Here is a 13,042-nt window from a genome sequence, read left to right on the forward strand (position 1 = left end):
CCCGGTGCGTCCGGCCGGTCAGCGCGTCACGGCGCGACCGGACCGATCCGGTACAGGGTCTCCTCGTGGTGGCCGTCGCCGAAGTCCGCGCCGCTGAAGAGCACGCTCTTGTCCACGTCGGCGTTCCACCTCTTGGCGAACCGCTTGAGCACCATGACAATCGGCGTGTTGGCCTCGGACACGGTCGCCTCCACGTACCGGGCACCGGTCAGGAGCTCCTGCTCCACGGCGTGGTCGAAGAGCTTCACCCCGAGGAAGGGGATACCGTGCCTGGGTTTGACCGCCTCCTGCCAGACGAAGTAGGTGTCGGGCCGCTCGGGACGACGGTAACCGCTCAGGAAGCCGATGACCTCGCCGTCGAGCTCGGCCACCATCGAGGTCCGCGAGAAGTCGCGGAACCAGATCATGTAGTAGTACTCGCTGTTGTCGTCGAGTTCGTCGGAGGCGCGCACCATCTCCCAGACGGCGCGCGCGTCGGCGGACACGGGTCTGCGGAAGGCGACCCGGTCGCGTGCTGGAGCGGTGGTCGGGGCGTCGGTCGTGGCGGTCATCATATCTCCCTGGGTCTCGGTCGTGTCATGTCGTCCGCTCGGCGGCTGTCGCCGGGGCCGGTCCGGCCGCTGGCCGGGTCAGGCGTCCGCCGTGTCGGTGAGCAGGGGGTAGGCGCCGTTCTCGTCGTGGTCCTCGCGCCCGGTGACCGGGGGGTTGAACACGCAGACGAAGCGGGAGTCACGGGTCGGGCGCAGCGTGTGCCGTTCGTGCCCGTCGAGCAGGTACATGACCCCGGGGGTGATCCAGTGCTTCTCACCGGTCTCGTCGTTGGTCAACTCCATCTCGCCCTCGACGCACAGGACGGCCTCGTAGTGGTTCGCGTACCACAGGGACGTCTCGGTCCCCGCGTACACGGTGGTCTCGTGCAGGGAGAACCCCACGTTCTCCCGGGCGAGCACGATCCGCTTGCTCTCCCAGGTGCCCTTGGCACCCTTGACGTGGCGTTCGGTGTCCTCGATCTCGGCGAGGGAACGGATCAGCATGGCGGCCTCTCTCTGCGGTGGCTCGGTGGGATCGGGGCTCAGACCGCGGGGGCCCGGGTGGACAGGACGAAGTCGGTGAGGGTGTCCACGGACTCGAACACCTCGATCTCCAGGTCCTCCGGGGAGACCTCCAGGCCGATGGACTCCTCCAGACTCATGAGGACCTCCAGCATCGAGGTGGAGTCCAGGTGCAGGTCGTCGAAGAGGCGGACCCCGCCGTCCAGACTGGAGACCTCTCGCTCCAGGGCCTCGGAGAGGGCGGCTTCGAGTGCGGTGATCACGGTGGTGCGCTGCATGTTCGTCTCCTTCGGGTTACTCATGTCGTCGGTGCCGTCCGGTGCTGCTCGTCGCCCGTCGTCGCCGGTGCCGGACGAGCGGTCGTGGTGTCAGTCCCGGCCGCCTCCGTCCGAGATCAGCCGGGCGAGGCGTTCGCGGTCGACCTTGCCGTTGCCGTTGGTGGGCAGGTCGTCGAACCGGGTGCAGAACCGGGGGATCTTGTAGTCCTCGATCTCCGCGCGCATCCTCCGCAGGACCTCCTCCCTGGGAATGGCGGCGATGACCGCGAGCTGGGCGGGCCGGCCGTCGCTCGGCGGCAGGACGACCGCCGACGTCACACCGTCGACCCGGTGGGCGGCGGCCTCCACCTCGGTCGCGCTGACCCGGAAGCCGCGCTCCTTGTAGATGTCGTCCCTGCGGCCGTCGAAGTACAGGTAGCCGTCCTCGTCCTGCCAGCCGTAATCGCCCGTCCGCAGTTCCGGGAAGAGCCCGTCGCGTCGGTGGAAGCGCTCGGCGGTCAGTTCAGCGCGCCGCCAGTAACCGGCCATGACGTTGGGTCCGCGGACCACGATCTGTCCGGTCTCGCCGGCCGGAAGCCGCTCGCCGTCGTCGCCGACGACGAAGACCTCGGTACCGTCCAACGGCAGGCCGCACGAGCCCGGCCGTGCCAGGTCGCCGTCCGGCGGCATGATGGTGGCCCGCTTGCACTCGGTCAGCCCGTACATCACCTGCACCCGCAGCCCGGGCAGGGAACGCCTCAGCGAGGTGACGGTCTTCTCCGAGAGCGCCGCGCCGGTATTGGTGAGCAAGCGCAGGGAGGTGGGCCTGTGCTCGGCGCGCGCCGCCAGCCACGCCAGCCGGTCGGAGACGGCGGGCACCCCGGCCAGGACGGTCGCCCCGCTCTCGACCAGGCTGCGCAGCAGCGGCGGCCCCGACTCGGCTGCGGTGCCGAAGCGCAGCCGCGCCCCGGCCAGCAGTACCAGGTAGACCTGGTAGAGCCCGTAGTCGAAGGACACCGGCAGCGGGCAGTAGACCGTGTCGCCGGGCCGGTAGTTCAGGCGCCGCTGGATGGCGTCGGCGGCGAACAGCACCTGCTGGTGCGTGCTCACCACGGCCTTGGGCCGTGAGGTGGTGCCGGAGGTGTAGATCATGCACACCGGGTCCACCTCCAGGATCCCGGCGGCGCCGGGCTCCGGACCGGAGGAGCGCGGGAGGGGCTCCTCCGACAGGGCGAGCAGCTCCTCCGTGGTCAGGAAGTCCGCCCCCCGTGCGGCGGCCTCGGCGGCGGCCTCGGCGGTGTCGCAGACCACGACCGCGGGTTCGCTGTCGTCGAGGACGTGGGTGAGGGCGCCGCCGCGGACGCCTTCGTGCAGGAGGCTGAACACCCCGCCCGCGCGGGAGACCGCGAAGAGCGCTGTCGTGGCCGCCAACGGGTCCGCGGTGCGCACGACCACACGGTCCATACGCCCCACGCCGCGTGCGCGCAGGTGGCGGGCGATGCGGTCGCTGGCGGCGGCGATGTCGCCGAAGCTGGTGGCCCGGCGGCCGAGTGACAGGGACGGTGTGCGCGGGCTGCGTTCGGCGGCCCGGTCGAGCAGATCGTGCAGGAGGCGCGGCGCGGCGCTCATGAGGACTCCCTACCTTGTTGGGCGGATCGGGCGGACGGGGTTGAGGCGGAGGGGACCGCGCCTCGCGTGGCTTCGGAGGAGCGGCCGTCCGCTCCAGCGGCCCCGGTGGCGGTCTGCCGGCCTCACCGGGCCTCCTTCTCCTTCACCGCTTCGCGCGGGACCACGGTCGTGGCCGTCGCCGAGCACACGAGTCGGGGTTCGGGAAGGAGGCGGGCCGCACTGGGCCGGGTGCCCGGGTCGGCGGCGATCACCTTGTGGGCGCTCAGCTCCACGACCCGGCGCAGCCGGGTCCTGCGCACGAGGCGTCCCCGGACCTCCAGGTAGTCGCCGGGCGCCACGGGGGCCGAGAAGCGCACGTCGACGTAGCCGGCGAGCAGGCCCTCGTCGCCGTCCTCCCGGACGGTGATCTCGGTGACCAGGTCTCCGAAGAGGCGCAGTACGTGGGCGCCCTCCACCACGTTGCCCCCGTAGTAGGCGTCGGCCTCGTTCAGGCGCACCCTCAGGAAGGCGGTCGTCCCGCTGGTCGTGTCGGTTCCCTCCGAGGCGTGGACGGGCGCCTCCGGGTTTCCGGGCCGCTCAGTGACGGTCGGCATGTGCTCCTGGCTCCTTCTTCTCGGTACCGGTCCCCTGCGGGCACAGGGCGACGGCGACGACGACGTTCTCCTTGTGCGCGATCGACAGGGACACGGGAGGCAGTCCCATCCGTCGGGCCCGCCCGAGGAAGACCACCCGGGGCGCGCCCTCCTCCTCGCGGACCACGTGGATCTCGCGCGGAACCACGCCCTGGAACAATCCCCGGCCCAGTGCCTTGAGGACAGCCTCCTTGGCGGCGAATCGTCCCGACAGGAACTCGCTCCTGCGCCGGGAGCCCATACCGGCCGCCTCCGCCACCTCCTCCGGCGCGTAGGCGAAGCGCAGGAACCACGGCCGTTCCAGAAGCCGGTCCAGCTCCCGGCGGTCGAGGACGTCGACGCCCACCCGCGGGACGGTGGTCGGGGTGCGCGCGCTCATCGGATGCGGACGAGGCGCTGCCTGCCCAGCAGGTCCTCGGTGGTGTCGGGGAGCCGCACCAGGTGGGCGCGCCCCCGGTCGACCAGGACCTCGGCGGGGTAGCCATGGCTGAGGAACAGCCCGGGCGAGGCGGTGGGTCCGTAGGCGCCCGAGCGTCCGATGCCGAGCAGGTCCCCCGCGCGTACCTCGGGCAGGGGGACCTTCTTGGCGACGAGGTCGTTGGGGGTGCACAGCGGCCCGGTGACGGAGTACTCGCGGGTGTCGGACCCCTCCGTCGCGCCGAGGCGGCGCACGGGGAAGTTCCGCTTGGCGAAGCTGCCTACGCCCACGGCGGCCATGTGGTGGTTGGTGCCCCCGTCGGCCACGGCGAACAGTTCGCCCATGGACTCCTTGACCTCGCGGACGCGCACCACGTAGGTGCCGGACGCGGCGGTCAGGTAGCGGCCGGACTCCATCATCAGGCGGCAGTGGGGGTTACGGCTCCGAAAGTCCGCGACGGCTTCGCGCATGCCGCGGCCCAGGCCCGCCATGTCCGGATCGTTCTCGTGGGCGAAGTAGGCGACGCCGAGGCCGCCGCCGAAGTCCACCGCGTCCAGGCTGACGCCCAGGTCCGCGGCGAGGGACTCGGCCAGGCCGAGGATGCGCTCGGTGTTGCGGACGACGCTGGTGTGGTCGAGGAACCTCGTACCCATGTAGGCGTGGATCCCCACGACCCTGACCCCGGTGAGGTCGCCCAGGCGTCGCTTGGCGTCGCGGACCGCCGCCTCGTCGATCCCGAACTGGCGGGGTTTGCCGCCCATGGCCAGACCCTGCCCCCGGGCGGTGAAGGAGGGGTTCACCCTGAGCATCACCGGGAAGGGTGCCGAGCCGCGCCGACCGACCAGCGCGTCGAGGCGTTCGACCTCGTCGAGGGACTCGCAGACCAGCGCCGCGATCCCCGCGTCCACACACGCCTCCAGCTCCCCGGTCGACTTGCCGGGGCCGAGGAAGATGACATCCTCGGGCGCGATGCCCGCACGCAGCGCGGTGACGAGTTCGGCGTGGGAACTGACCTCGGCCCCGGCTCCGAGCGAGCCGAGCAGCGCGCAGAGGCTGATGTTCGGGTTGGCCTTGAGGGAGTACATGATGTCGACCCCGTCGGGGAGCGCCCCCGCGAGGGCGGCGTGGGAGCGTTCGACGACCTGGGCGTCGTAGACGAAGAGCGGGGTACCGAACTCCTCGGCCAGGCGTTCGTAGTCGGGTTCGGGGGACTCCGGGTTGGGCACCGTGCAACCTTTCGGCCAGTCGGGGGTGGGGGGTGGTGAGCCGTCGCCCGCGTCTACTGCCAGCCCGAGTCGCCGGAAACGACGGAGGAGGCGTACCGGAACGAACCCGCGGACACGTTTCCGGTCGATTCCTCGGGGATACCGGAAAGAGCGGAAACGAAAATAGGAAAGACCGAGAAAGCGACTACGGAAAGGGCGGGAACCCGAATGCGCATGAGAAACCATCCTTCTGGTCAGCTGCTGCCCTGCGACGTGTTCATTATGGGCACAGCACAGAAAAGAAGTGAAGGTTCCGAAGGTGTCCTAAACGGTCCATGCCCCCTTTCGTCCATCTCTCGGCAGACTCAGTGGGCACACGCCTACACTTCTTCACCAGGCCATTCGCCACCGTCGTCGATGAGGGGCATCTCCGCCCGGAAAAGCTGGTGAGCCGCGAGTCCGGGATGGTGTTCCACGGCCCGGAGCCACAGGAGGACAGCGGTGCGCTCGGCCCGTTCCAGGCAGGGCGCGCGGAGGAAGAGGCCGATCACCGGATCGGCGTCGGACCTTTCGACGACACTCACGTGTTCGAGCCCGTCCTCGCACCGCGCAACGGCGTACATCATTTCCCGGATGCCATTGGGAAACCTCAGGCCACCCGCAGAGGAGAGGAAGGAGAGTTGAACCAGGTACATGATGCGACCTCGACTTGAAAATCACCTCGTCAACCGAGGCGAAACCCTGGGCAGCACAGCAGAGGGTAATCACCTTTCCTAGCAGCTGAAGGATCTTTTTTCAAAGGGACCGGAACGGGTACCGAACCACCAGTGCCCTCGTACCCGTTCACCACATCCACCCCCGGGAGCCCCCGTGAAGCTCTACGCCGAGTACCCCGTGCGCGCGTTCCTCCAGTTCGCCTCCGACCTGCTCGCCGCCGCCTGGGTGTACGCGTGGGTCAGCGCGGCGCTGGCGCTGCGCGAGACCCTCACGGCCCTCAGCCGCCCCGGCGAACTCATGGTGAGCACGGGCGAGGGCTTCAGCGAGCACATGAACGCCGCCGCCGAGCAGGCTCGGCAGGTGCCCCTGGCCGGGGAGGCCCTGGCCACCCCGTTCACCAGCATGAGCGAGACCGGCGAGTCCCTCACCGCCGCCGGGACCTCCTTCCAGGAGACGGTGGCCTCGCTCGCGCTGACCCTGCCGCTGCTGACCGCCGTGCTCCCGCTGCTGCTGCTCGCCGCCACCTGGCTGCCCCTGCGCGCCCGGTGGGTGCGCCACGCCAGCGCCGCCGGGCGGCTGCGCGGGCTCGCGCCCGAGGCCCGGTCCCGGCTGCTGGCCCTGCGCGCCCTGACCTCGGCGTCCCCGTCCCGGTTGGCCGGTACGCACGAGGACCCGGCGGGCGCCTGGCGCTCCGGTGACCGAGAAACCGTGGAGGCGCTGGCCGCCCTGGAGCTGCGCCGTCTGGGCCTGCGCCGGATCTGACGCCCACAGCACCCCGCACCCCGCACCCCGCACCCCGCACCCCGCACCCCGCACCCCGCACCGACAAGGGTCGTCCCGGTCGCGTGACGGCGGGCCCGCACCGGGCCCGGCCGGGCGGCGGGGTCGGACGCGCGGCCCGGAGATGGCCCCATCCGGCCACGCGGGACCGCGCGAACGTCGTCGCCGCTTCCTAGGCTGGAGGGCCACACACCCGACCCCCCGGAGCACGCATGCACCTGTCAGCGCTGTTGGACTTCGACGCCGTCCCCCGGGACACCGACGACGCCGTGTCCGTCCTGGTCGACCTCACCGCCCCCGAACGCGAGGAGGACACCGGGCGCCCGCCCGCGACCCTCCAGGTCGTGCTGGACCGCAGCGGGTCCATGGGCGGAGGACGTCTGGACGGCGCGGTGCGCGCGCTGCTCTCCCTGGTGGAGCGGCTCGCGCCCTCCGACAACTTCGGACTCGTGTCCTTCAACAACCAGGCCCGGGTCGAGGTGCCCTGCGGGCCGTTGGAGGACAAGGCGCGGGTGCGCCGCCTGATCTCCGGGCTGCACGCGTCGGGCGGCACCGACCTGTCCAGCGGGCTGCTGCGCGGCGTGCAGGAGACCCGCCGCGCCGGAGCCGACCGGGGCGGCACACTGCTGCTGATCTCCGACGGGCACGCCAACCAGGGCGTCACCGACCACGACCTGCTCCGTCAGGTGGCGGCCGACGCCTACTCCCACGGGGTCACCACCACGACCCTGGGGTACGGCCTGGGCTACGACGAGGAGCTGCTGGGCGCGGTGGCCGACGGCGGCGCGGGCAGCGCCCTGTTCGCCGAGGACCCCGACACCGCGGGCGGCCTCATCGCCCAGGAGGCCGAGTACCTGCTGGCCAAGACGGCCCAGGCCGTGTCGCTGCGGGTTCCGTCCGGCCCGCCCCTGCGCTCCGTCTCCGTGGTGGGCGAGATGCCCTCCCACCAGCTCGCTGACGGATCGGTGGTGGTCGAGCTGGGCGACTTCCACTCCGGGGAGCGGCGCCGCCTGCTGCTGCGCCTGGAGGTCCGCGGGCTGTCCGCGCCGGGCACCGTCGCCGCGCTGGAGGTCGCCTACGCCGATCCGACCACGCTGGACACCCGCACCGTGTCCCTGTCCGTCGAACTCGACGTGGTCGCGCGGGACGCGGCCGAGGAGCGGGTGCCCCGGCCCGAGGTACGCGCCGAGGAGGTCCTGCAACGGGCGCAGACCGCCAAGAGGAGGGCCAGCGAGGCCATGCGCCGGGGCGACCGCTTCGGCGCGGCGGGTCTGCTGGAGGAGGCGCGGACGGACCTGGCCGACCACATGCCGGCGGCGCCCGCCGGGGCCGGCGGGGCGGGTGCGGCGGCCGCGCCGCCGGAGGTGCTCGCGCAGATGGAGGAACTGCGGCGGATGGCGGGGATGACCCGGACCGGCGACACCTCCCGGGTCTCCAAGTCGCTGTACGCGAGCCAGGCGGGCTACTCGCGCAAGAGCGGCCGTCAGCGCCCGGTGACCGCGCAGGACGGCGGCGAGCGGGCCGGAGGGGACGGGAAGCAGGCGGAGCGGGACCGGACCGGCGGCAGCGGGACCCGGGACGGTGCCTCCGGTCACGGACAGGGCTCCGGTCGCGGTCGCCGCGGTCGCCTCATCCGGGGTCAGCAGACCGACGGCGGACGCCCCACCCCCGACGAAGGCGCTCCTCCCCCGCGGGAGGCATGAGGCGGCCCCGCCCGCGTTCCTTACGCGGCCGGGGAAGCAGCCAGGGACGGCACACCAGGAAGATCAACGCGATCTCCACCGGCGCACCGGCGTAGTACATGAGCTCGGCTCCGGCGCGGGCCTGTTCGGCGGGCACCCCCGGAGGCGGCGCCGCGTAGAGGGACTTGGCCAGGACGTTGTGCGCGGCGACGGCCGCGACCAGGGCGGCGGCCCGCCACGGCGGAGGGAGCCGGTGCGGCGCGGGATCGGGTCCGCCCAGCACCGCGAACGTGAACAGGCACCCGGCGGCCAGCACGTGGGCGTGTACCAGGGCGTGCGCGAGCGGGTCGGTGTGCGTCGCGGCGTACAGACCGGTGCGGTACAGCGCCCACAGGCCTCCGACGCTGAGCAGGCCCGCGACGACCGGATGGGTCACGAACGCGGCGGGCGCCGAACGCAGGACCCGGGAGAGTGTGCGCGCGGCGTCCAGCGGCAGGGTCCGCAGGGCCAGGGTGGCCGGTGCCGCCAGGACCAGCAGGAGCGGGCCGAGCATGCCCAGCAGGACGTGCCCCGCCATGTGGGCGGCGAAGTCGTGGTGGGCCCGCTCGGCCAGGGGGCCCACCAGGGCCGCCCCCACGGCCGCGCACCCCGCCGCCCAGGCCAGGACGCGGACCCGGGACCAGGCGGCGCCCCTGCGGCTCGGCAGGAGCGCCGCGACCGTATAGACCGCCAGGGCCGTGCACACCAGCGCCAGGACGGCCCACGCACCGGGTGCGAGGAGGCCGGGAACCGCGGTGGCGGGTTCGTGCCCGCGGTGGTCCACGGGTCAGGCCCGCCCGGGCTCGGCGCCCGACGCCCCGCGTGCCCGCCTCCGGGACAGGATCCACAGCGCGACACCCGCGACCAGCAGTATCCCGGCGAGGATGTTCCAGGTCAGGTCGTAGGGCACCAGGTTCACGCCGTAGCGGATCTGGTGCAGGCCCATGAGTTTGTGCTGGACCAGCCCGTCGTAGAGCTGGAAGGACCCCGCCCCGGTCAGCCAGCCCGCCGTGAAGGCGAGCCCCCGGAAGCGGCGTTCCCGGCGCAGGGAGGCCACCATGAGCAGGGAGGCCACCGTGGCGAACCAGCTGAAGGCGTGGAAGAGCCCGTCCGACACCAGTCCGACGCCGGTGGTCGAGAGGTCGTAGAAGTGGTGCCAGTGCAGCAGCTGGTGAAAGACCACCTCGTCCACGAACGCCACCGTGCCCAGCCCGAGCAGGACGCCCGCGGCCGTGTTGCGGCCGTGCTCCGTCGGCCGTCGCGCCCCCGCGTGCGCGGATGCCGCCATGGACGCCTCCCTGGGTGTCTCGGCCTCTTCCCGAGGTCTCCTGTTCCCGGGGGCCGGCGCGCCGCCGCCGCGAAGGCGGCGTCACCGGGCCCCGGCCGCCGGGTCGGACGTCCCGCGAGGAAGCGGTCCGCCACGTGGACGCCCCGGGGAGGCGCTGCCTCCTCCGGGGCGTCCGGGTGCCGTCGCGCGGGGCGCGGCCCGCGACGCGGTCAGCGCTCGGCGTCGGCCAGGGCGGTGCGCACCGCGCCCGGGAGCCTCTGCTCCAGGAAGCGGGCCATGTCCTCCTCCTGGTGGAGGATGGCGGTCAGCTTCAGGGCGATCTGCTCCTCGCCGAGCGCGCGGGCGCCCTCGATCAGCGCCCGGTAGGAGGCGATCTCGAAGTGCTCGGCGGCGTAGTCGGAGAGGGCGTTCTTGACCATGGTGTCGCCCGCGGGCTTGTTGGCCATGCCCTGTACGGAACCCATCATTCCGGCCAGGGCGCTCTTGACCTTGGACACGCTGCCGCCCAGGGACTCGATGCATCCCTTGACCGTCGCGGCCTGCTCACGGGTCTCCTCGATGTGCCGCGTGATGCGGGCGTGGACCTCGGGGTCCTTCTCCGCGTCCTTGGCGTGCCTCTCCAGCGTCTCCTCGAGGGACTTCTCCATCGAGTAGGCGTCGTTGAGCCAGGCGATGAGCTGCTCGCGGCTGTTCACACCGTTCCCCTTCGTTCGTCGTGTCGCTCGGCCCTGGGCCCGCGACTACCCCCGGGGTCCGGCGACAAACGTCAGGGCACCTGGTAGGAGGAGTCGCGCACGTCGGTGATCGCCATGTGGCCGGGGGCGTGGCCGATGGCGAACTCCGGGGCGGAGGCCGTCACGGCCGCCTGCGGGGTGACCCCGCACGCCCAGAAGACCGGGATCTCACCGGGGCGCACCTCCACCGCGTCGCCGTAGTCGGGCCGGTCCAGGTCCTCGATGCCCAGCGCGGCGGGGTCGCCCACGTGCACCGGGGCGCCGTGGACCGCCGGGTAGCGCGAGGTGATGCGCACCGCGTCGGCCACCCGGTCGGCGGGGATGGGCCGCATGGACACCACCAGCGGACCGCTGAACCGGCCCGCGGGGCGGCACGGCCGGTTGGTGGCGTACATGGCCACGTTGGTGCCCGCCTCGATGTGGCGCACCGGCACACCGGCCTCCAGGAGGGGCGTCTCGAAGGTGAAGCTGCACCCGATGAGGAAGGCCACCAGGTCGTCGCGCCACAGGTCGGTGACCTCGGTGCGCTCCTCGGCCAGCTTCCCGTCGCGGTAGACCCGGTAGGCGGGCAGGTCCGTGCGCAGGTCGCCGTCGAAGACGGAGGCGTCCACCCGTCCCGGCTCGGTGACGTCCAGGACCGGGCAGGACTTGGGGTTGCGCTGGGCGAACAGCAGGAAGTCGAAGGCCGCCTCGCGGGGCAGCGCGATGAGGTTGGCCTGCGCGTAGCCCGCGCTGTAGCCGGAGGTGGGGACCCGCAGGCCGTCGCGGAACAGCGCGCGGGCCTGGGACGGGGAGAGGTCGGCCGGAGAGGTCATCGGTTCTGCCTTTCGTTCCGGGTGGGACGGACGGGCGGTGTTCCCGCGCCGTGCGGGGGCTCCCGCGCGGCGCCGCGGCCCGTTTCCCGGTGCGGAACCGGGTCCGCGGTCGTGTCGGGCCCCGCCGTTCCGGCGGGGCCCGGCCGGTCAGAGGGTGAAGCGCAGGCGGGTGCCGGGACGCGCCTGGGCCGCCCTGGGCAGGTCCGCCGAACACACGACGGCCACCACCGGGTAACCGCCGGTCACGGGGTGGTCGGCCAGGAACAGCACGGGCTCCCCGCCCGGCGGGATCTGGAGCGACCCCGCGACCATGCCCTCGCTGGGCAGCTCGCCGGAGCGGGCGCGTTCCAGAACGGGGCCGGACAGGCGGGCGCCGACCCTGTCGCTGCGCGGGGTGACCTCGTAGGCGGACGACAGCAGCGTGCGGACGGCCTCCTCGGTGAACCAGTCCTCGCGCGGGCCCAGGACCACCCGCAGGACCTCCTCGGGTCCGCCGACGGGCGGCACGGGGGCGTGGTCCGCGTTCGGGAAGTCCGCGGGCGCGGGACCGACCGGCAGCAGCGCCCCGGGCACGGGCAGGGCGGGGCCCAGCCCGGCCAGGACGTCGGTGCTGCGCGAACCCAGGACCGGCGGGACGTCCACCCCGCCGCGTACGCCCAGGTAGGAGCGGAGTCCGCGGTCGGGCACGCCCATGGTCAGCTCCGCGCCGTCGGGCAGGTGCAGCACCGTGTTGGCGGCGGCGCCCCGTCCGTCCACCCGCAGCGGGGTTTCGGCCCCGGTGACGGCGACGGTCACCGGCCCGCGGGCCCGCACGCGCAGCCCGCCCAGGGTGGCCTCCAGGGCGGCGGCCCCCGCAGGGTTGGCGAGCAGGCGGTTGGCCAGGGCGTAGGAGTGGGCGTCGGCGGCGCCGGAGCGGCCCACGCCCAGGTCGGCGTGGCCGAAGCGGCCCGCGTCCTGGACCGTGGTCATGGGCCCGGTGGCCACGACCTCCAGGGCCGACCGCCCCCTGGCGGCGGTCGGGGCGTGCGCCGCGGTCCCCTCGCGCGGTTCCGACGCCGTCCCCAGACCCGCCACGGCGTTCCTTCCCCGTTCCTGTCCCTGGTCGCGTTCCCGCCCCTGTTCGCGGTCGGATCCCGTCCGGGTCGGCCCCACACGCGTACTCATGAGGCCTCCGCGTCGGTGAAGCGCACGCGCACCCCCGGCCGCAGCAGGCCGGGCGGATCGCGGTCCAGGTCCCAGATCAGGGCCTCGGTGCGGCCCAGCAGCTGCCATCCCCCGGGCGAGCTGCGCGGGTACACCCCCGCGAACTCCCCCGCCAGGGCCACCGAACCGGCGGGCACGCGGGTGCGCGCCTCACCGCGCCGGGGCACGTGCAGGCGCGGGTCGTCGCCGACCATGTAGCCGAACCCGGGCGCGAAGCCGCAGAACGCGACCGTCCAGGTGGCGTTCGTGTGCGCCTCGACCACCCCGCGCCGGGTCAGGCCGGTCAGCTCGGCGACGTCGTCGAGGTCCTCGCCGTCGTAGAACACCGGGATGGTGACGGTGTCGCCGGAGTCCGGTCCGGTCCCGGGGGCCAGCGGCAGTCCGGTGACCGCGGCGGCGACCCCGTCGGGATCGGTGCCGGGTTCGATCCGCAGCAGCAGCGTGCGGGCGGCCGGAACGACGTCGGTGACCCCGGGGAGCGGCCGCGCCCGGAGCGCGGCGCGCAGCGCGATCACCTCGGCGAGGTCGGCGACCTCCACGAGCACACCGCTGTCCGCGCACGTCAGGACACGCACGGCGCCTCCTCGGCGG

General features: G+C 73.1%; 16 protein-coding genes. 2 read left to right on the top strand and 14 right to left on the bottom strand.

What is annotated here, in order from left to right; genetic code table 11:
• Window positions 1–26: 26 nt before the first annotated feature.
• From ectA to EV372_RS04030, 8 genes are all read right to left on the bottom strand, one after another.
• Window positions 27–551 (bottom strand): diaminobutyrate acetyltransferase, encoded by a 525-nt coding sequence (gene ectA, locus EV372_RS03995; RefSeq protein ID WP_130394900.1) that lies wholly within the window; start codon window positions 549–551, stop codon window positions 27–29.
• A gap of 78 nt (window positions 552–629) precedes the next feature.
• Complete coding sequence (locus EV372_RS04000; RefSeq protein ID WP_130394901.1) at window positions 630–1,034, bottom strand: ectoine synthase; 405 nt, start codon at window positions 1,032–1,034, stop codon at window positions 630–632.
• A 38-nt stretch (window positions 1,035–1,072) separates the two neighbouring features.
• A complete protein-coding gene (locus EV372_RS04005) occupies window positions 1,073–1,330 on the bottom strand; it encodes an acyl carrier protein (protein WP_130394902.1) in 258 nt (85 codons plus the stop codon).
• Window positions 1,331–1,420: 90 nt separating this feature from the next.
• The gene (locus EV372_RS04010; RefSeq protein ID WP_130394903.1) at window positions 1,421–2,938 is read right to left on the bottom strand and encodes a class I adenylate-forming enzyme family protein; all 1,518 of its coding nucleotides are present in this window, start codon (window positions 2,936–2,938) and stop codon (window positions 1,421–1,423) included.
• A gap of 122 nt (window positions 2,939–3,060) precedes the next feature.
• Complete coding sequence (locus EV372_RS04015; protein WP_253794785.1) at window positions 3,061–3,531, bottom strand: 3-aminobutyryl-CoA ammonia lyase; 471 nt, start codon at window positions 3,529–3,531, stop codon at window positions 3,061–3,063.
• Window positions 3,515–3,949 (bottom strand): holo-ACP synthase, encoded by a 435-nt coding sequence (locus tag EV372_RS04020; RefSeq protein ID WP_130394904.1) that lies wholly within the window; start codon window positions 3,947–3,949, stop codon window positions 3,515–3,517. The genes EV372_RS04015 and EV372_RS04020 overlap by 17 nt, the downstream gene beginning before the upstream one ends.
• Window positions 3,946–5,214, bottom strand: a complete 1,269-nt coding sequence (locus EV372_RS04025) for a type III PLP-dependent enzyme domain-containing protein (RefSeq protein ID WP_130394905.1) — start codon at window positions 5,212–5,214, stop codon at window positions 3,946–3,948. Before EV372_RS04025 ends, EV372_RS04020 begins: the two co-directional genes overlap by 4 nt.
• Before the next feature lie 359 nt (window positions 5,215–5,573).
• Window positions 5,574–5,888 (bottom strand): hypothetical protein, encoded by a 315-nt coding sequence (locus tag EV372_RS04030; RefSeq protein ID WP_130394906.1) that lies wholly within the window; start codon window positions 5,886–5,888, stop codon window positions 5,574–5,576.
• A gap of 175 nt (window positions 5,889–6,063) precedes the next feature.
• On the opposite strand from EV372_RS04030, the gene EV372_RS04035 reads away from it, so the two are divergent.
• Together EV372_RS04035 and EV372_RS04040 are read left to right on the top strand one after the other, a co-directional pair.
• Window positions 6,064–6,672 carry a hypothetical protein gene (locus EV372_RS04035; RefSeq protein WP_130394907.1) on the top strand — a complete coding sequence of 203 codons (609 nt, stop codon included), beginning with the start codon at window positions 6,064–6,066 and terminating at the stop codon, window positions 6,670–6,672.
• 230 nt (window positions 6,673–6,902) lie between these two features.
• Window positions 6,903–8,393, top strand: a complete 1,491-nt coding sequence (locus EV372_RS04040; protein WP_130394908.1) for a VWA domain-containing protein — start codon at window positions 6,903–6,905, stop codon at window positions 8,391–8,393.
• Here EV372_RS04040 and EV372_RS04045 read toward each other — a convergent pair.
• The 6 genes from EV372_RS04045 to EV372_RS04070 form a co-directional block, all read right to left on the bottom strand.
• Window positions 8,320–9,195: a cytochrome c oxidase assembly protein gene (locus tag EV372_RS04045; RefSeq protein WP_130394909.1), complete on the bottom strand. Its 876-nt coding sequence runs from the start codon at window positions 9,193–9,195 to the stop codon at window positions 8,320–8,322. The two genes, EV372_RS04040 and EV372_RS04045, sit on opposite strands and share 74 nt — an antisense overlap.
• A gap of 3 nt (window positions 9,196–9,198) precedes the next feature.
• The gene (locus EV372_RS04050) at window positions 9,199–9,699 is read right to left on the bottom strand and encodes a DUF2243 domain-containing protein (protein ID WP_130394910.1); all 501 of its coding nucleotides are present in this window, start codon (window positions 9,697–9,699) and stop codon (window positions 9,199–9,201) included.
• Between the two features lie 209 nt (window positions 9,700–9,908).
• Complete coding sequence (locus EV372_RS04055; RefSeq protein WP_130394911.1) at window positions 9,909–10,394, bottom strand: YciE/YciF ferroxidase family protein; 486 nt, start codon at window positions 10,392–10,394, stop codon at window positions 9,909–9,911.
• 71 nt (window positions 10,395–10,465) lie between these two features.
• Window positions 10,466–11,248: a putative hydro-lyase gene (locus tag EV372_RS04060; RefSeq protein ID WP_130394912.1), complete on the bottom strand. Its 783-nt coding sequence runs from the start codon at window positions 11,246–11,248 to the stop codon at window positions 10,466–10,468.
• Window positions 11,249–11,395: 147 nt separating this feature from the next.
• Complete coding sequence (locus tag EV372_RS04065; protein ID WP_130398746.1) at window positions 11,396–12,322, bottom strand: 5-oxoprolinase subunit C family protein; 927 nt, start codon at window positions 12,320–12,322, stop codon at window positions 11,396–11,398.
• 86 nt (window positions 12,323–12,408) lie between these two features.
• Window positions 12,409–13,026, bottom strand: a complete 618-nt coding sequence (locus tag EV372_RS04070; protein ID WP_130394913.1) for a 5-oxoprolinase subunit B family protein — start codon at window positions 13,024–13,026, stop codon at window positions 12,409–12,411.
• Between the last annotated feature and the right edge of the window lie 16 nt (window positions 13,027–13,042).

The organism is Nocardiopsis sp. CNZ308 (assembly GCF_004217075.1).